14 protein-coding genes and 1 pseudogene are annotated in these 19,485 nt (G+C 53.9%); all 15 read left to right on the top strand.

The window, feature by feature from the left end:
• Positions 1–201 precede the first annotated feature (201 nt).
• A complete protein-coding gene (sdhC, locus tag F822_RS04015; protein WP_025040748.1) occupies positions 202–579 on the top strand; it encodes a succinate dehydrogenase, cytochrome b556 subunit in 378 nt (125 codons plus the stop codon).
• The gene (gene sdhD, locus F822_RS04020) at positions 573–929 is read left to right on the top strand and encodes a succinate dehydrogenase, hydrophobic membrane anchor protein (RefSeq protein ID WP_025040749.1); all 357 of its coding nucleotides are present in this window, start codon (positions 573–575) and stop codon (positions 927–929) included. Before sdhC ends, sdhD begins: the two co-directional genes overlap by 7 nt.
• Complete coding sequence (sdhA, locus tag F822_RS04025; RefSeq protein ID WP_025040750.1) at positions 926–2,689, top strand: succinate dehydrogenase flavoprotein subunit; 1,764 nt, start codon at positions 926–928, stop codon at positions 2,687–2,689. Before sdhD ends, sdhA begins: the two co-directional genes overlap by 4 nt.
• 15 nt (positions 2,690–2,704) lie before the next feature.
• The gene (locus F822_RS04030) at positions 2,705–3,055 is read left to right on the top strand and encodes a hypothetical protein (RefSeq protein ID WP_025040751.1); all 351 of its coding nucleotides are present in this window, start codon (positions 2,705–2,707) and stop codon (positions 3,053–3,055) included.
• A 246-nt stretch (positions 3,056–3,301) separates the two neighbouring features.
• The gene (gene zwf, locus F822_RS04035; RefSeq protein ID WP_025040752.1) at positions 3,302–4,816 is read left to right on the top strand and encodes a glucose-6-phosphate dehydrogenase; all 1,515 of its coding nucleotides are present in this window, start codon (positions 3,302–3,304) and stop codon (positions 4,814–4,816) included.
• A 92-nt stretch (positions 4,817–4,908) separates the two neighbouring features.
• Positions 4,909–7,391, top strand: a pseudogene (locus F822_RS04040) (glycogen/starch/alpha-glucan phosphorylase).
• 159 nt (positions 7,392–7,550) lie between these two features.
• Positions 7,551–8,246, top strand: coding sequence for a succinate dehydrogenase iron-sulfur subunit (locus F822_RS04045; RefSeq protein ID WP_025040753.1), 696 nt, complete (start codon positions 7,551–7,553; stop codon positions 8,244–8,246).
• On the top strand, positions 8,243–8,476 hold the full coding sequence (locus F822_RS04050; protein WP_025040754.1) for an FAD assembly factor SdhE: 234 nt from the start codon (positions 8,243–8,245) through the stop codon (positions 8,474–8,476). Before F822_RS04045 ends, F822_RS04050 begins: the two co-directional genes overlap by 4 nt.
• 423 nt (positions 8,477–8,899) lie before the next feature.
• Complete coding sequence (gene gltA, locus F822_RS04055) at positions 8,900–10,198, top strand: citrate synthase (protein WP_025040755.1); 1,299 nt, start codon at positions 8,900–8,902, stop codon at positions 10,196–10,198.
• A gap of 31 nt (positions 10,199–10,229) precedes the next feature.
• Positions 10,230–13,097, top strand: coding sequence for a 2-oxoglutarate dehydrogenase E1 component (locus F822_RS04060; protein ID WP_025040756.1), 2,868 nt, complete (start codon positions 10,230–10,232; stop codon positions 13,095–13,097).
• A gap of 15 nt (positions 13,098–13,112) precedes the next feature.
• Entirely contained in the window at positions 13,113–14,414 is a 1,302-nt protein-coding gene (gene odhB / locus F822_RS04065; RefSeq protein ID WP_025040757.1) for a 2-oxoglutarate dehydrogenase complex dihydrolipoyllysine-residue succinyltransferase, read from the top strand.
• Between the two features lie 63 nt (positions 14,415–14,477).
• The gene (lpdA, locus tag F822_RS04070; RefSeq protein ID WP_025040758.1) at positions 14,478–15,938 is read left to right on the top strand and encodes a dihydrolipoyl dehydrogenase; all 1,461 of its coding nucleotides are present in this window, start codon (positions 14,478–14,480) and stop codon (positions 15,936–15,938) included.
• Between the two features lie 353 nt (positions 15,939–16,291).
• On the top strand, positions 16,292–16,936 hold the full coding sequence (gene hisG / locus F822_RS04075; RefSeq protein WP_025040759.1) for an ATP phosphoribosyltransferase: 645 nt from the start codon (positions 16,292–16,294) through the stop codon (positions 16,934–16,936).
• A gap of 49 nt (positions 16,937–16,985) precedes the next feature.
• The gene (hisD, locus tag F822_RS04080) at positions 16,986–18,302 is read left to right on the top strand and encodes a histidinol dehydrogenase (protein WP_197272881.1); all 1,317 of its coding nucleotides are present in this window, start codon (positions 16,986–16,988) and stop codon (positions 18,300–18,302) included.
• 80 nt (positions 18,303–18,382) lie between these two features.
• On the top strand, positions 18,383–19,483 hold the full coding sequence (gene hisC / locus F822_RS04085; RefSeq protein WP_025040761.1) for a histidinol-phosphate transaminase: 1,101 nt from the start codon (positions 18,383–18,385) through the stop codon (positions 19,481–19,483).
• The last annotated feature ends 2 nt before the right edge of the window (positions 19,484–19,485 follow it).

Genomic DNA, 19,485 nt, shown 5'->3' on the forward strand with positions numbered 1-19,485 from the left:
GTACATCGAGTAATTCGGATAAAAAATATTCCGCGCTGCTGCCAATTCAAAATCGTTCAAGATACATTCCGGCTGAATCCGAATGTAATGCCTTAGTTTTTTTAGGGATTATTTATGAGGGAACTCATGTTGTGCCGCTCGGTATAACGGTCTACACTAATCCGTAAAGGCAGGATCCGACCTACCGGAGAGCGAAAAAAATTGCAGAGAAAACGTCCCAAGTATCTTAATCTGCTGGAAATCAGGCAGCCGCTCCCTGCCGTGATCTCGATCCTGCATCGCTTGAGCGGAGCGTTGCTGTTCTTTCCGGGCATTCCGCTTCTCCTTTGCGGCCTTGACCTGATATTAAACTCACCGCAAGGCTACGCTCAATTTCAATCTTTTCTGGAGAACCCGCTTTTCAAGGTCGCGCTAGCACTCTTCTTGTGGTTTTTCCTGCATCATCTTTTTGCCGGCATTCGTTTTCTGGCGCTGGATCTGCATTATGGCGGCAAACTGGAACAGGCACGCTTCACCAGCAAGCTGGTGCTGACCATGGGGATCATTCTCACGCTACTGATCGCGGCGTGGATATGGTAAAGCGCGTCGTAACCGGCGCTCATTACGGCCTGCGTGACTGGCTGGCTCAGCGCATCACCGCAGTGGTCATGGTTGTCTTTACGCTTTTGCTTGCAGCAATATTAATGATTTCGCCGCCGCATGATGAAGCATCCTGGAAAGCAATATTCAGTAATCGATGGATGCGAATCGCCTCCTTCCTGTTTCTTGTCAGCCTCTTCTGGCATGCCTGGATCGGAATGCGCAATATTCTGATGGATTATGTTCACGCTACCGGCATTCGCCTGACGTTACAGATACTGGTCATCCTGTCCCTGATATTTTATACGATCTGGTCTGCGGAAATTTTGTGGGCTTTGGAGATGGCATGACAATAAGTAAGCGAAAATTCGACGCGGTAATCGTGGGTGCCGGCGGCGCCGGCATGCGCGCGGCATTACAATTATCCGAGGCGGGACTCAAGGTCGCCGTGTTATCCAAGGTCTTCCCCACCCGTTCCCACACGGTTTCTGCGCAGGGTGGCATTGCCGCGGCGCTCGGAAATGTTACGGAGGATAACTGGCACTGGCATATGTACGATACCGTGAAAGGCTCGGATTATCTCGGCGACCAGGACGCTATCGAATTCATGTGTCGCCAGGCCAGCGAAGTGGTGTATGAACTGGAGCATTTCGGCATGCCGTTCGATCGCCTGGAGAGCGGGAAAATTTACCAGCGTCCATTTGGCGGTCAATCACAGAATTTCGGCGGCGCCCAGGCAACGCGCTCGTGCGCCGTGGCGGATCGTACCGGCCATGCCATGCTGCATACGTTATATCAGCGCAATGTGCAGGCCAACACCCAGTTTTTTATTGAATGGATGGGGCTGGATCTGATCCGTGATGAAGAAGGAGATGTGTGCGGCGTGACCGCGTTGGACATCGAAACCGGCGACGTCATGCTCCTGCAGGCAAGGGCGACGCTGTTCGCGACCGGGGGCGGCGCCCGCATATTCAGTGCCAGCACTAATGCATTGATCAATACAGGCGATGGTCTCGGCATGGCGATACGCGCAGGCCTCCCTCTGGAGGATATGGAATTCTGGCAGTTTCACCCCACTGGCGTGTATGGAGTTGGCATACTTATCAGCGAAGCGGTGCGCGGCGAAGGTGGCTATTTGCTCAATAAAAACGGTGAGCGTTTCATGGAACGCTATGCGCCCCATGCCAAAGACCTGGCCAGCAGGGATGTGGTGTCGCGTGCGCTGACGATGGAAATAAAGGAAGGGCGCGGCTGCGGCAGGGATGCCGACCATCTGTTGCTAAAACTTGATCATCTCGGTGCGGATGTGATTAAAGCGCGATTGCCCGGTATTCGTGAAATCGCCATGAAATTTGCCCATACAGACCCGATCCATGACCCGATTCCAGTGGTGCCTACCGCGCATTATATGATGGGGGGAATCCCCACCAATTTGTATGGGCAAGTGGTTGCACCGTATAAAACCGGACCTGAGGAGGTCGTGCAGGGATTTTATGCCGTGGGGGAGTGCGCTTGCGTATCCGTACACGGCGCCAATCGCCTCGGCACCAATTCGCTCCTCGACATTATTGTTTTCGGCCGCGCTGCCGGCAATCAGATTATCGAGGATTTGAACAGGCATCCGCATCATAAACAGCTGCCTGCCGATGCCGCAGACAAAGCGCTCGCGCGCCTTGACCGCCTGAACAATCAGAAGGATGGCGAAAACGTAGCGCAAGTAAGCGACGATTTACGCAAGACCATGCAGACGCATTGCGGCGTATTCCGTTTCCCGGACACGCTCAGGCAGGGGGTGGAAAAGATCGAAGAAGTGGCCGAGCGCGTTAGACACACCGAGATCAGGGACAAAAGCAGAGTATTCAATACTGCCCGGGTGGAAGCACTGGAACTCGACAATTTAGTGGAAGTGGCTGTGGCCAGCATGATTTCGGCGGAAGCGCGCACGGAAAGCCGCGGCGCCCATGCGCGCGATGATTTTCCCAGCCGGGATGACGACAAGTGGCTCAAGCATACGTTGTATTTCAGCGAAGGCCGCCGGCTGGATTACAAGCCGGTCCGGTTGAAGCCGTTGACCGTGGATTCTTTCCCGCCGAAGGCGAGAACCTACTGACGAAAACATTCAATCATGGATTTTATTACGCATCAGCTTGTTTTAAACCTAAATCCGGTAGTTGAATGGGGGAAGTGTACGGTTTTTGAGGTGCAGGGCAAGGCGCAACGACGCGGAATGCGACCGCGCAGGGCGGAGCAGTGCCTTCCGCAGGAAGGTGCGACCCCGAAGCGGGATGCGGGCGCCTCCTTGCGGGTGGAACGCGATCGCGGCATCCCTGCGCTGCCCGATCCCCGCTGCGCGGGGCTCCTCGGGCGACGCTTCGGGGCGCCGTTCCATTCCAAGGAGTTGCAACGCAGCCATGTGCCGCAAAAACTGTGCAATTCACCCCGTAGCGGCCTCACCCGGAGGGTGAGCGCCAAATAATACGAAATGTTGTTATTAATCATAATACTGATCTATAAAAGGAGCGATCAACTACCGGATTTAGGTTAAACGCACCACAAATGGCAATGACGAATATCAAGCGCGTCCCATGGCAAATGAAAACCCAGCATAAATGGGACATTTAAGAATGGCCAGATAAGACAAAAATGGTCATGGCTGTCGCCAGTCATGTTTCGGAATTTGTACCGCTTTCGGCGCCGGCAATAAAACAAGAGGGAATACAGAATGAAAACTATTGAACCTTGTGTCTTGGTGATCTTCGGAGCGAGCGGGAACCTGTCGCGGCTCAAATTGATTCCTGCGCTGTTTCGGCTGGACGTGGCCGGGCGCTTGCCGGACAAAATGGCAATACTCGGTTGCAGCCTTGAACCGTGGAGCAATGATCAGTGGATCGCAGAGGTAGCGAAGATGCTTCAGTCGAAATTTGCTGACGGCATCGATGAGCAGGCCTTCGAGCGTTTCCGTGCCCGGTTGCATTATCATCCCAACTCCCCCACCAACGGCGATGCTTATCTCAGATTAAAGAAAGTGTTGGAAGAAACACCGGGGTTCCCACCCAACACCGTGTTTTACATGGCTGTTCGACCTTCAGCGTTTCCGGCGATTATCGACAAGCTCGGCGTGATAGGGTTGCTGAATCAGCAGAGGGGCTGGTGCCGCGTGGTCATTGAAAAACCTTTCGGCTATGACTTGCTGAGTGCGCAGACCTTGCAGGGAAGCCTGTACCGGCATTTGAATGAGCCGCAAATCTACCGCATCGACCACTACCTGGGCAAGGGTACGGTGCAAAACGTAATAGTATTTCGCTTCGCCAACATATTGCTGGAGCCGATATGGAACAATCATTATATCGACCATGTGCAAATTACACATTCGGAAACCCTGGGCATTGCTGGGCGCGCTGATTATTACGAGGGGGCCGGGGCGCTTCGCGACATGATCCAGAGCCACCTGATGCAGTTGCTTGCTCTCGTGGCGATGGAACCGCCGGTAACATTGGCCGCGGAACATCTGCGGGACGAAAAAGTGAAAGTGCTGCAGGCAATACGGCCAATCACGCAGAATTCGGTACATGCGCATGCCTTTCGCGGGCAATATACCAGCGGCACCATTGATGGCATACCTGTTCCCGCCTATGTGGATGAACCTGGTGTGGCGCCGGACAGCGCCACGGAAACTTATGCGGCGCTGAAACTGTTCATCGACAATTGGCGTTGGGCTGGCGTGCCTTTTTATCTGCGCACCGGCAAACGCATGGCGGAAAACAGTTCTGCAATTTGTATCCGCTTCAAGAGGCCGCCCCAGGATTTGCTGCGCCGCATGCACCAGGAGCATCATGAGTCATCGCGCCCGAACTGGATCATGCTGGGCATTCAGCCCAATGACTCGCTGAAAATGGAAATTCAGGTCAAGGTGCCAGGATTTGATCTGACGACTCGCACCATCAGCCTGGATGCCACCTACCGCAAGCAAAGCGACCAGGAGCATGACGCCTACGAGGGCTTGCTGCTGGATGTGATGCAGGGTGACCATTCATTATTTCTTCGTATTGATGAGGTGGAATGGGCTTGGCGCGCAGTCGATCCCATCATCAAGGTATGGGCGATGGAGCGCGATTTTATCAACGGTTATAACGCCGGCAGTTGGGGACCACGAGGTACCTATCGCCTGTTTGATAGTGATGATCAGTTCTGGCGCCATTCACTGGACCCTGAAGGCGCTGATTTACAAGCTTATTGATGCGTACCTGTTTGATGCCGTACCTGTTTTTGTGAGAGCAGTATCGTCTAGTGGACATCTTTGTATTTATCGTAAACCTAACAGGATAAATCATGAATAATCCCTTAAAGCTTTCCATCTTTGAACATGAAAAAGTCGGTCTCGACACGGATTCAGTCAAACACTCTCTTTCCAACGGCTTGATCTATTCGGTAGGTAAAGACACGATTACCGCCACCAATCGCGACAGATTCTTTGCTGCGGCCTACATGGTGCGCAACCGCCTGATCGACCGCTGGATGGAGACCATGCGCAGCTATTACATCAATGACACTAAGCGGGTTTATTACTTTTCCCTGGAGTTCCTGATGGGGCGCACCCTGATGAACAGCGTACATAATCTCGGTTTTGATCAGCAATTCCGTGAGGCGTGCAGTGAATTGGGGATCGACCTGGACGACGTACGTGAAATCGAGCCGGATGCCGCCTTGGGAAACGGCGGCCTGGGCGTCTCGCTGCCTGCTTCCTCGATTCCATGGCGACGCTCAGCCTTCCGGGTTACGGCTATGGCATTCGCTACGAATACGGCATGTTTGCGCAGCGTATCGAGGACGGCAGACAGGTGGAACATCCGGATAACTGGTTACGCTATGGCAACCCCTGGGAGTTCCCCCGCCCGGAGGTGTTGCACCAGGTCAAATTTCACGGCCATGTGGTTCAATATGAAGATGAGAATGACGTATCGCGCTACCACTGGATCGATACCGATGACGTAATGGCAATGGCATTTGATACCCCTATCCCCGGTTATGGCACCCATACCGTCAACAACATGCGTTTATGGTCTGCGAAGGCGACGCGCGATTTCGAATTACGCTACTTCAACGAGGGCAATTATGTCAAAGCGGTGGAGGATAAGAACGATTCCGAAAATTTGTCCAAAGTACTCTACCCGGACGACACCACCGCGATGGGACGCGAGCTTCGCCTGAAACAGCAATACTTCTTCGTATGCGCTTCGCTGCATGACATTCTCCATCGCTATAACAAATACCAGACCAATTTCGATGCCCTTCCGGATAAAGTCGCGATCCAGTTGAATGATACGCATCCCGCCATTGCCATTCCGGAGCTGATGCGCATATTGGTGGATTTGCACCGTCTCGACTGGGACAAAGCGTGGGATATCACGATCCGCACTTTCGCCTATACCAACCATACGCTGATGCCCGAAGCGCTTGAAACTTGGGCAGTCGCCCTGTTCGAGAATGTCTTGCCGCGCCATATGCAAATCATCTATGAAATCAATCGCCGCTTCCTGAAAGATGTGATGCACCGATATCCCGGCGATACCGCGATACTGCGCCGCATGTCCATCATAGACGAGGAAGGTGGCAGACGAGTCCGCATGGCGCATCTCGCCATTATTGGCAGCCATAAGGTGAACGGGGTAGCACAAATTCATACCGAACTGATGAAGCAGACCATATTTGCGGATTTCGACAGGTTTTTTCCCGGCAAGATCATCAATATTACCAACGGTATCACGCCGCGCCGCTGGCTGAACCAGGCCAATCGGCGGCTGGCCGAACTCATTACTTCGCGCATCGGCGTTGGCTGGGTCAAGAACCTGAGTCAGTTGAAACATCTGATTCCGCTTGCCGACGACGCTTCTTTTCGCAAGGAGTTCGCTGACGTGAAGCGCGCGGACAAGGAGCGGTTCGTCACCATGCTGAAGCATAAGCACAACATTGATATCAGTGCTGATTCGCTGTTCGACGTCCAGATCAAACGGATCCATGAATACAAACGGCAACTTCTCAATGTATTGCATATAGTGACGCTTTATAACCGCCTTCGCGAGGATCGAAATGCCCAGTACGTTCCGCGTACCATCATTTTCGGGGGCAAGGCGGCGCCCGGCTATGCCACTGCCAAGCTCATCATCAAGCTTATCAACGATATCGCCGATGTCGTCAATAATGATCCAAAGGTGGCGGGGCGTCTGAAAGTGGTATTCATACCCAATTACGACGTATCGACCGCGGAAGAAATGATTCCGGCAGCAGACCTCTCCGAGCAGATTTCAACAGCAGGTACAGAGGCTTCCGGTACCGGGAACATGAAACTGGCATTGAACGGCGCACTCACGATCGGCACCCTGGATGGTGCAAATATCGAAATCCGCAACGAAGTCGGGGAGGATAATATATTCATATTCGGCCTCACGGCGGCGGGGGTCGCCGAGGCGAAAGCAAAGGGTTATCAACCTTGGGATTTTTACCACGATAACGCCGAATTGCGGACGGTGCTGGATATGATCGCTTCGGGCTTTTTTTCGGTGGGTGAGCCGGGCCGTTTTAAACCCATTGTAGATTCTCTCTTGCAGGGCGGCGACAAGTACATGCTGTTGGCGGATTATGCCGCTTACATCGCTTGTCAGGAAAAGGTCGCGATCGCATACGAGAACCAGGACGAATGGATACGAAAGGCAATTCTGAATATTGCCAACATGGGTAAATTTTCCAGTGACCATACCATCATGCAATATGCCAGCAAGATATGGGATGCAAAACCGGTCGTTCCTGTCGAGTAAAGACCGATCGGCCGGCCTCAACTGTCTTTCCGGGGCTGGTCGGGTTGTTTTGCGGCTTTTTTTATCGCGGATGATGAGGAAGGGTCGATGTGTTATCTCCTGCGAATCGCAAGAGTAGCGCCCGATGCTCTCTTAAATCCGCTGAAAGGTTAACAGACTATGAAATTCTCCATTTTTCGCTTCGATCCCGACAAGGACGAAAAACCTTATATGCAGGATTATGATGTCGCGCTGGAACCGGCCGACAGGATGCTGCTGGATGCGCTCATCCGGATAAAAACCGTGGACGACAGCTTGAGTTTGCGTCGTTCCTGCCGGGAAGGGGTATGCGGATCGGACGGGATGAATATCAACGGGCGCAATGGATTGGCGTGCATTACCCCTGTCGCCGGATTGAAAGAGCCCGTGGAACTGCGGCCATTGCCAGGGCTCCCCGTGATACGCGACCTGATCGTGGATATGACGCAATTTTTCCAGCAGTATCATTCGATCAAGCCTTACCTCATCAACAATGACCCCCCCCCGGAAACCGAGCGGTTGCAATCGCCTGAAGACCGGGCAAAGCTGGATGGACTATACGAATGCATACTCTGCGCATGCTGCTCCACTGCGTGTCCTTCATTCTGGTGGAATCCTGATAAATTCGTTGGCCCTGCCGGGCTATTACAAGCATACCGCTTTCTCGCAGACAGCCGCGACCAGGCGACAGCCGAGCGCCTGGATTATCTGGAAGACCCCTACCGCCTGTTCCGCTGCCATTCCATCATGAATTGCGTGGACGTATGCCCCAAGGAATTGAATCCCACCAGCGCCATCGGGCGGATCAAAGACATGATGGTTAAGAGAACGGTATGAGGAAACTGGAGCGTGCTCGATGGCGTTGTCGTCGTGGCCTGCTGGAGCTGGATATCGTGCTGCAACGGTTTATGGATGCGTATTACGCTAAACTGGATGAAGCTGAACTCCGGCAATTTGAAATATTGCTGGATCTTCCCGATAATGACTTGTGGGATATGATCGCGCTAAAAAAAGAAGCGGAGGATATGAGACTGAAACCCGTACTGCATCTCTTGCAGACTATTTAACCTAAATCCGGCAGTTGACTGCTCATTTAATAGATCAGTGTTATGATTAATAACATACTTGACGCTCACCTTCCGGATGAAGTCGCCACGGGGAGAATTGCACAATTTTTGCGGCACATGGCTGCGTTGCAACTTCTTGGAATGGAACGGTGCCCCGAAGCGTCGCCCGAGAGACTCCGCGCAGCGGGATCGGGCAGCGCAGGGAATGCCACGATCGCGTTCCACACGCAAGGGGCGCAGCATCCCGCTTCGAGGTCGCACCTTTCTGCAGAAGGCACTGCTCCACTCTGCATGGTCGCATTCCGCGTCGCTGCATCTTGCCCTGCGCCCAAAAACCGTACACTTCACCCCGTCCAACTACCGGATTCAGGTTTAATTGCATCGTGGTTTTTTTTGCCGGAAAGAAAATAATAGGGGAACGACATGGAACAAAAACATATAGCGACTCTCAATCTGGATAACGGCAATCCGACCGAGTTTCCCATCATGGCCGGCAGCATGGGGCCGGATGTGGTGGATATTCGTACTCTGCATGCCAAGAGCGGCGTATTCACTTACGACCCCGGCTTCCTTTCCACCGCCAGTTGCAGTTCCAAAATAACTTACATTGATGGCGATGAGGGCATTCTGCTTTATCGGGGCTACCCGATCGAGCAGTTGGCCAAGCGATGTGATTTCATGGAAGTGTGCCATTTGCTGATGAATGGAGAACTGCCGACCAGAAAACAGAAATCCGCGTTCGACAAGACCATCAAAGATCATACGATGGTGCATGAGCAACTCGCGCGCTTTTTTACCGGTTTCCGCCGTGATGCCCATCCCATGGCGGTGATGGTCGGAGTAGTCGGTGCATTGTCGGCGTTTTATCATGATGCGATGGACATTTCCGATGCCAACCACCGTGAACTGTCGGCCTTCCGGCTGGTAGCAAAGCTACCTACCATCACTGCGATGACATATAAATATAATATCGGCCAGCCTTTCATATATCCGCGCAACGATCTTAGCTATGCGGAAAATTTCATGCACATGATGTTCGCCACGCCCGCCGAGGAATATAAGCCCAACCCGGTGTTGGCGCGGGCGCTGGACCGTATTTTGATCCTGCATGCCGATCACGAACAGAACGCTTCCACTTCCACCGTGCGGCTCGCGGGGTCCAGTGGCGCAAATCCATTTGCCTGCATCTCAGCCGGTATCGCCTGCTTATGGGGACCTGCGCATGGCGGAGCAAACGAAGCCTGCCTGAACATGCTGGAGGAAATTGGCGACGACTCACGCATCGGCGAGTATATCGAGCGTGCCAAAGACAAAAACGATCCTTTCAGACTGGTGGGCTTCGGCCACCGTGTATACAAGAATTTTGATCCCCGCGCCAAGCTGATGCGCGAGACCTGCCATGAAGTGCTGAGCGAACTGGGACTGCATGACGATCGCTTGTTCAAGCTGGCGCTGAAACTGGAGAAAATTGCGCTTGAAGACGAATATTTCATCTCCAAGAAACTCTATCCCAATGTTGATTTCTACTCCGGCATTGTGCAACGTGCTTTGGGAATTCCGGTCTCCATGTTCACAGCCATTTTTACCATGGCGCGCACGGTAGGCTGGATTGCCCAATGGAACGAAATGATTTCCGATCCAGACTATAAAATAGGGCGACCACGTCAGCTCTATACCGGGGCCACCACGCGAGATGTAGTCTCGATTGCGTTACGCAAGTAGTCTCGTTCTGCCAGCCAGGAGATCTCTAGCCATGATGAAGCAACTGTTTGAGGATTCCTTGCTGTTCGGTACCAACGCGTCCTTCATTGAAGGGCTTTATGAAAAGTACCTGCACAATCCGGAATCGATTCCGCCGGAATGGCATGAATACTTCGACAAACTGCGGCAGGCAGAAGGAACGGCCGGACCGGCCGGGCAGGCTTCTCAAAATGTGCCGTACTCATCGGAAATCGAATCGTTCAGCCGAGCGGCGGCAGCGCCTTGGCGACTCAGCGGGCATAGCCCCGACGAGGAACTTCTACAGGACGATTCCGACCTGGAAACAGAACGCAAGCAGATATCGGTATTGCAAATCATCAACGCATACCGCTTTCTGGGCGTGCGCCATGCCGATCTCGACCCCCTCAAGCATCAGGAAAAACCGCATATTCCCGAACTTGAGCCCGCCTATTATGGGCTGACAGAGGCGGACATGAATACGGTTTTTGGCACCGGTTCATTGATCGGGCCGCCGCGCGCGTCGTTGGCGGAAATTCTGCGCATATTGCGGGAAACTTACTGTGGCAGTATCGGTGTCGAGTATATGTACATCACCGATACCGAGCAAAAACGGTGGTTACAGAATCGCATCGAAGGTTCGCGCGCACAACCCCGGTTCTCCCCTGAATACAAACGCCATATCCTGGAACGCCTCAATGCGGCGGAAGGATTGGAAAAGTATCTGCACACACGCTATGTCGGACAGAAGCGCTTTTCCGGCGAAGGCGGCGAAAGCCTGATTCCGCTATTGGATAATCTGCTGCAACGCGCCGGCCAAATGGGCGTACAGCAGATTATCATCGGCATGGCCCACCGCGCCCGGCTTAATGTCCTGGTCAACACGCTAGGGAAATTGCCGACCGATCTGTTCCAGGAATTCGAAGGCAAATATGCGCAGGACCTGACTGAAGGCGACGTTAAATATCATCAGGGTTTTTCCTCCGCGGTATCCACTCCCGGCGGCACGATGCGCCTGACGTTGGCATTCAACCCCTCGCATCTGGAAATTGTAGACCCGGTAGTGCAAGGCTCGGTGCGCGCCCGCCAGCAGCGCCTGCGAGACAGGCATGGCGATCTGGCGCTGCCCGTGCTTCTGCATGGCGACGCCGCGTACTCGGCCCAGGGCGTAGTGATGGAAACGCTGAATCTGTCGCAAACGCGCGGCTATGGCACCGGTGGCACGATACACGTCATCATCAATAACCAGATCGGCTTCACAACTTCTGATCCGCGTGATACGCGCTCCACGCTTTATTGCACCGATGTGTCGAAGATGATCGAAGCGCCGATTCTCCATGTCAACGGGGACGACCCTGAGGCAGTCGTCATGGTGGCTGAGATCGCGCTCGATTTCCGGATGAAGTTTCATAAGGATGTGGTCGTGGACATGGTTTGTTTCCGCACCCTCGGCCACAACGAGCAGGACGAGCCCATGGTGACTCAGCCGCTGATGTACAAGATCATCGGCCGCCATCCCGGCACACGCAAGCTCTATGCCGATAAACTGGAAGCCGAAGGTATCATCGGCGCCGACCAGGCGGAGTTGATGGTAAAAGCCTATCGGGATGACATGGATGGAGGCCGCAATCCCAACAAAACCATCCTTTATGGCTACAAATCTTCGAATGCGGTGGACTGGACACCCTTCCTGAAGAACAATAAGTGGGACATGAAGGTGCAGACCGGACTGCCGATAGCGGAATTAAGAAAGCTGGCCGCGCGATTAACGGATATTCCCTCCAAGTTCAAATTACATGCGCGGGTGGAAAAGGTCATCGCCGACCGCCGCCTGATGGGCGAAGGAAAATTACCGCTGGATTGGGGAATGGCTGAAACCCTTGCTTATGCGGCGCTTCTGAAAGACGGGTATGCTGTACGTATTTCAGGACAAGACTCGGGGCGTGGAACTTTTTTTCATCGCCATGCTGTGCTGCATGACCAGAACCGGGCACGATGGAACGAGGGAACGTATGTTCCCCTGCGCCATATTGCCCCTGAGCAGCCTGGTTTCGTCATCATCGATTCAGTACTCTCGGAAGAAGCCGTGCTGGGCTTCGAGTACGGCTATGCAACTGCGGAACCGAATGAATTGGTCGTGTGGGAGGCCCAGTTTGGCGATTTTGCAAATGGTGCGCAGGTTGTAATAGACCAATTCATTGCCTCGGGCGAGGCCAAGTGGGGCCGGTTGTGCGGGCTGGTGATGATGTTGCCGCACGGTTATGAAGGGCAAGGGCCCGAACACTCCTCCGCTCGCCTCGAGCGTTTTCTGCAACTCTGTGCTGAATACAATATCCAGGTGTGCGTTCCATCCACCTCCGCACAGATGTTTCACATGCTCCGGCGGCAGATGATCCGGCCATTGCGCAAGCCGCTCATCATCATGAGCCCCAAAAGCCTGTTGCGGCATAAGGAGTCCTTCTCAAGTCTCGAAGATCTGGCCAACGGCGATTTCCAGAACGTGATTCCGGAAATGGAGAAGCTCGATCCGCAAAATGTACGGCGCGTCATCGCCTGCTGCGGCAAGATATATTACGAACTGCTGGCTTATCGCCGGGAACAGGGAATCAAGGATATCGCAATTGTTCGGATCGAGCAGCTATATCCTTTTCCGCATGGTGATTTCCAGATTGAGGTTGACCGCTACCCTCACGCTAAAGATATACTCTGGTGTCAGGAGGAACCCGGCAACCAGGGTGCCTGGCACCGTATTCAGCACTACCTGCTGCGGCACAAGCGTCCCGATCAGGTTTTAGGCTATGCATTGCGGCCGTCGTCAGCGTCTCCGGCGGTGGGGTATCTGGCAAAACACAAATTCCAGCAGAATGAATTAATAGTGGCAGCGTTTCGCGAAAAAATTTAAGCCAAAGGAAGAACCATGCTCGTCGATGTCAAAGTTCCGGCTTTATCCGAATCGGTGGCGGAAGCCACATTGCTTTCCTGGCATAAAAAAGAAGGCGAACATGTTGATAGAGACGAGAGTCTGATCGATATCGAAACAGATAAAATCGTGATGGAATTGCCGGCGCCCGCCGCCGGCATATTGACCAAAATCGTCAAGGGCGACGGAGCGGTAGTAGCCGGCGGCGAAATCATTGCCACCATAGACACTGAGGCCGCTCCGGCCGAAGCCAAGGCAGTTCCAGGTGACACTGCGGCGGCGGCTCCCTCAAGTGCGAAACCTGCTCCTGAGGCCACCTCGGCCGTTGCGGCCTCAGCGTCTATGGCGGCGATGATGCCCGCCGCCCGAAATATGGCGGCGCAAGCAGCCCTTGATGTCGGTGAAATCAGTTCGATTAAAGGTAGCGGACGCGATGGCCGGATTACCAAAGAGGATGTGGCGGCCCATGTGGAAAAGAAACCTTCGCCCCCCGGCGCGCCTTCTCCCTCGCCGTCACCGGCAGCTCCTGAGCCTTCGGCAGCTCCTGCACCTTCAACTATGGCACCATCCGCAACAGCCGCGCCTGCACCTACGGGTAACAGACCTGAACAGCGGGTAGCGATGTCCCGGCTGCGGGCGCGTATCGCCGAGCGACTCGTGCAGTCGCAGTCCACCGCGGCGATACTCACCACGTTCAACGAAGTGAACATGCAAGCGATAATGGAGTTGCGCGCTCGCTATAAGGTGAGTTTTGAAAAAGAGCACGGCATCAAGCTCGGCCTCATGTCGTTTTTTGTCAAGGCGGCGGTGGCAGCGTTGAAAAAATTTCCTGTCGTCAATGCATCCGTGGATGGAAATGACATCGTCTATCACGGGTATTACGACATAGGCATCGCGGTGAGCAGTCCGCGCGGACTCGTGGTTCCCATCATTCGAAATGCGGACGCTTTATCACAGGCGGAGATTGAAAGGCAGATCGCAGACTTCGGCAAACGCGCCCTCGACAGCAAATTAACGATGGAAGAGCTGACGGGCGGCACCTTCTCGATCACCAATGGCGGCATATTCGGTTCGATGCTCTCTACTCCCATTATCAATCCGCCGCAAAGTGCGATTCTTGGCATTCACGCGACCAAGGAGCGCCCTGTGGCCGAGAATGGGCAAGTGGTGATTCGCCCGATGTGCTATCTCGCGTTATCCTATGATCACCGCATTGTCGATGGGCGCGAAGCGGTGCTTTCCCTGGTGGCAATGAAAGAGGCCCTGGAATATCCCATGAGCCCATTGCTGGAAGGCTGAGGGCATCGAACATAAGCCGCATTCCTGCAAAATAATTTTTTTCCTATTTTTACTAATTCCAATATGCCTCGATCTTTTGATGTAGCAGTAATCGGTGCCGGCCCCGGCGGTTATGTCGCCGCCATTCGTTGCGCCCAATTGGGACTCAGCACTGTTTGCATAGATGAGTGGAAAAATCCGAAAGGTAATCCCAGCCTGGGTGGAACCTGCCTGAATGTCGGCTGCATTCCATCCAAGGCGCTGCTGGAGTCGTCGGAGAATTATGAACGTGCGGCGCATAAATTTGCGGCTCACGGGATCAAGGTGGAAGGCCTGTCGGTGGATATCCCGGTAATGATGTCTCGTAAGGATAAAATTGTCGCTGCCTTCACCGGCGGGGTCGCCATGCTGCTTAAAAAAAATAAAGTCGCCTCCCTGCACGGACGCGGAACACTGCTCAGAAGCATCGAGGAACATGGCGACAACAACAGGGGCTGGCAGATCCAGGTAAAGAACGGGGAAACAGAGGACACCGTCGAGGCAAAACACGTCATCATCGCCACCGGTTCCACTCCGCGGTCTTTACCGTTTGCACGGATAGACAACGAACGCATATTGGACAATGCCGGCGCGCTGGCGCTGACAGAAGCGCCCAGGCGGCTGGGCGTGATTGGCGCCGGCGTCATCGGCCTGGAAATGGGCAGCCTGTGGCGGAGACTCGGTTCCGAAGTCACCATTCTTGAAGCGCTGCCTACGCTACTACCGTCGACTGACGAGCAAGTCGCAAAAGAAGCGCTAAAAATCTTTACCAGAGGATCAGGCCTTGTCATCAATACGGACATCAGGATAAACGGAATCCAGACCAGCGAAGCGAACATCACCGTGGAGTACGTTAACGCCCAGGACAAGGAGGGCAACGTGCAAAAACTGGAAGTGGATAAGCTGATCATCGCAGTCGGCCGGGTTCCCAACACGGCTGGACTGGGTGCGGACAATGTCGGCCTGAAGCTGGATAATCGCGGGTTTATCGAGGTGGATAGCGATTGCCGCACCAATCTGCCCAATATCTATGCCGTGGGAGATGTGGTGCGCGGGCCCATGCTGGCGCATAAGGCTTCCGAAGAAGGGGTCGCCGTCGCTGAAAACATCGCGGGACAGGCTGGACACGTGAACCTTGATACCATCCCCTGGGTTATCTACACCTCGCCCGAAATCGCTTGGGTGGGCAAAAACGAACAGGAACTGAAAGCAGCGGGGATTCAATATAAAGCCGGGCAATTCCCCTTCATGGCCAACGGCCGCGCACGCGCATTGGGTGAGACCGGCGGCTTCGTCAAAGTGCTGGCGGACGCAAACACCGACCGTATCCTCGGCGTCCACATGATTGGTCCCTACGTTTCCGAAATGATCGCCGAAGCAGTAACGGCGATGGAATTCGCAGCCAGCAGCGAAGATATCGCTCGCATCGTTCACGCCCATCCATCGCTATCGGAAGTGCTGCATGAGGCGGCGCTAGCGGTGGATAAACGTGCCATTCACATATGACGGGTGACTGGATCTGCACTCGCACCGTGAAGGTCCACCTTTTCCTCTCCCCTTTTTCTCCAGTTTCCAGATTCTGATTGAAAGAGCCCGTGACGGCGTATGCAACTTTTTCACAGGGAAAGGTTGTCATATGGCGAGTTTCAGCAAATATCGTCGTTATCGTCGTTGTATATCTTCGGCAAACCCGTTGTGGCCCTTTAGAGTAAAATGCGGCTTTTATCCTGAATCCGACAGTTGGACGGAGTGGAGTGAGCTCATCAAGAAGGTGAAGCTCACAGAATACGAAAACTCCTTTTTGATTAAAACTGGAAAATAAGCGGTCAACTGCCGGATTCAGGTTTACGAGTTCTTCCATGACGAGCATCACTATTGCCCTTTCCAAGGGGCGCATTTTTGACGATACCGCACCGTTATTGAAAGCGGCAGGGATCGTCGCGCTCGACGATCCTGAAACATCGCGCAAGCTGATCCTCGCTACCAACCGTGATGACGTGCGGCTCATCATTGTGCGCGCTTCGGATGTGCCGACTTATGTACAGTACGGTGCTGCCGATATGGGCATCGCAGGAAAGGACGTATTACTGGAGCATGGCGGCGCAGGGCTTTATCAGCCGCTGGACTTGAATATTGCCTGCTGCCGCATGATGGTGGCGGTGCGCGATGATTTCGATTACGAAGACGTCGTAAACCGGCGAGCGCGAGTGCGCGTCGCAACGAAATATCTGCAAACTGCACGTGAACACTTTGCCGAAAAAGGCATGCATGTGGATCTCATCAAGCTCTACGGCTCGATGGAACTCGCGCCGCTGGTAGGGTTGGCGGATGCGATCGTGGATCTGGTTTCCAGCGGCGGCACGCTAAAGGCGAACCATCTCAAGGCAGTGGAAGAGATCGTGCCGATTTCGGCGCGGCTGATCATCAATCAGGCAGCACTGAAATTGAAGCGGGAAGCGATACAGCCGATGCTGGAAGCTTTCTCGGCAGCAATCATCAAATAAGGCAATGAATCAGCAAAAACGTCACAACCAATAAATCAAGTTCCTTCTCATGATTCAAATCAAACGGCTTTCCTCCACCGATGTCAGCTTCAATGAAGCGCTAATGGAGCTGCTGGCTTTTGAAAGCGCCCAGGATGCGAAGCTGGATGCGACCGTGGCGGATATTCTTGCCGATATCAAGAACCGGGGCGATGAAGCCCTGTTGGAATATACGCGCCGTTTCGACCGTTGGGATCCAGTCTCGGCAGCGGCACTCGAATTGCCCCGTCAGCGCTTGCAACAAGCCCTGCAAGATCTACCCGCGGATCAGCGTGATGCCCTGGAACAAGCCGCATTGCGCGTGCGCGCCTACCACGAAAAGCAGTTGGCACAATCCTGGAGCTATATCGAGTCTGACGGCACGCTGCTTGGCCAGAAAATAACCCCGCTGGATCGTGTTGGCCTGTACGTTCCCGGCGGCAAAGCATCTTATCCTTCCTCGGTACTGATGAACGCAATTCCCGCCAAGGTGGCAGGAGTGGGCGAACTCGTCATGGTCGTGCCCACCCCCGCCGGCGAGACAAATGATCTGGTGCTGGCTGCCGCAGCCATTTGCGAGGTTGATCGAGTATTTACCATTGGCGGCGCTCAAGCCGTCGGCGCACTGGCCTATGGCACCTCGACAGTGCCGCAAGTGGACAAGATCGTCGGCCCCGGCAACGCGTATGTGGCCGCAGCCAAACGCCGTGTATTCGGCATGGTAGGCATAGACATGATAGCCGGGCCTTCGGAAATCCTGGTGATTTGCGACGGCAAAACAAATCCGGACTGGATCGCTATGGATTTATTTTCACAGGCGGAGCACGATGAACTGGCGCAAGCGATCCTACTTTCCCCGGATGCCGATTTTATCGACGCGGTAGCGGCAAGTATTGCCCGCCAACTGGAAGCGATGCCGCGCAAGGCGGTAATACGGGCTTCGCTGGAAGACCGCGGCGCGTTGATCCAGGTACGCGATCTGGACGAAGCCTGCGCCATAGCCAACCATATTGCACCGGAACATCTTGAGCTGTCGGTCGAACAGCCGGAAAAATGGCTGAAAAAGATCAGGCATGCCGGCGCCATTTTCCTGGGCCGTTACACTTCCGAAGCACTCGGCGATTATTGTGCCGGCCCCAATCATGTGTTGCCCACCTCTCGTACCGCGCGCTTTTCTTCACCGTTGGGTGTGTACGATTTTCAGAAACGCAGCAGTATTATCAAGGTGTCGGAACAGGGTGCGGCAAAACTGGGGCCGATCGCCTCCATCCTGGCTCATGGAGAGGGTTTGCAAGCCCATGCGATGTCGGCGGAATATCGGATCGTGAATGGCGCCGATATAAAGTAACTCGACAGATTCTTCCATGAGCCAACCCAAACTATATGCCGCAGAATGCCGACCGTAAATCGAGGCTAAATCATATAAAAATGCCTGGATCGCCCAATCAAATCATTCGGCCCGAAATCCTCGCGCTCTCCGCGTATCACGTACCGCCTGCAAGCGGCATGGTGAAGCTGGACGCAATGGAGAATCCTTATTCCCTGCCACCTGAACTGCGCGATGAGATCGCGCAACTGGTTGCGGACGCGCCGATTAATCGCTATCCCGATGCGAGTGCTGCTTCGCTCAAGGCCTCGTTACGCCAAGCGCTGGCAATCCCCGATGGAATGGATATCATGCTCGGCAACGGTTCGGACGAGATTATCCAGATCATCGCTCTGGCCTTCGCCAGACCTGGTGCGGTATTGATGAGTGTCGAACCTGCCTTTGTCATGTTTCGCATGACTGCCGTGTTCGCTGGGATGAAATATGCAGGGGTGCCGTTAAATGCTGATTTTTCGCTTGATATGGACGCGATGTTTGCCGCCATTGCGCGGCACCAGCCAGCGGTAATTTTTATCGCATACCCTAATAACCCCACTGGCAACCTGTTTGACAGCGAAGCAATCTCACGTATTATTGAAGCTGCTCCTGGCGTGGTGGTCGTGGATGAGGCTTATCATGTCTTCGCCGATGCCAGCTTTATGGGCAAGCTGGCGCAATACCCCAATCTGTTATTGATGCGCACGCTTTCCAAGCTGGGACTGGCGGGTTTAAGGCTGGGGCTCCTGGCCGGAAGACCTGAATGGTTGATACAGCTTGAAAAACTGCGTTTGCCGTATAATATAGGTGTTGTCACCCAACTGATCGCGGAAAAGGTATTACAGCATCACGATGTCCTGATGCAACAGGCCGCAGCGATCAAAGCTGAACGCGCGATAATGGGTGAACGACTGGAAGCACTGAACGGTATCGAGGTTTTCCCGACGGATGCGAATTTCATTTTGTTCCGCGTGGCTCGAGAGGGTGACGGGAATGAAGCCAATCGGGTATTTCTGGGACTTAAAGAGCGCGGTATATTGATCAAGAATCTTGATGGGTACCACCCGTTACTGAAGAATTGCCTTCGCGTGACAGTGGGCAAACCCGACGAAAACACAAAATTTTTGATGGCGCTTCAGGCTTCACTTAACAAATCCAACAATTAAAT

Origin of the sequence: Nitrosospira briensis C-128, assembly GCF_000619905.2 — a bacterium.
Classification (GTDB): domain Bacteria; phylum Pseudomonadota; class Gammaproteobacteria; order Burkholderiales; family Nitrosomonadaceae; genus Nitrosospira; species Nitrosospira briensis.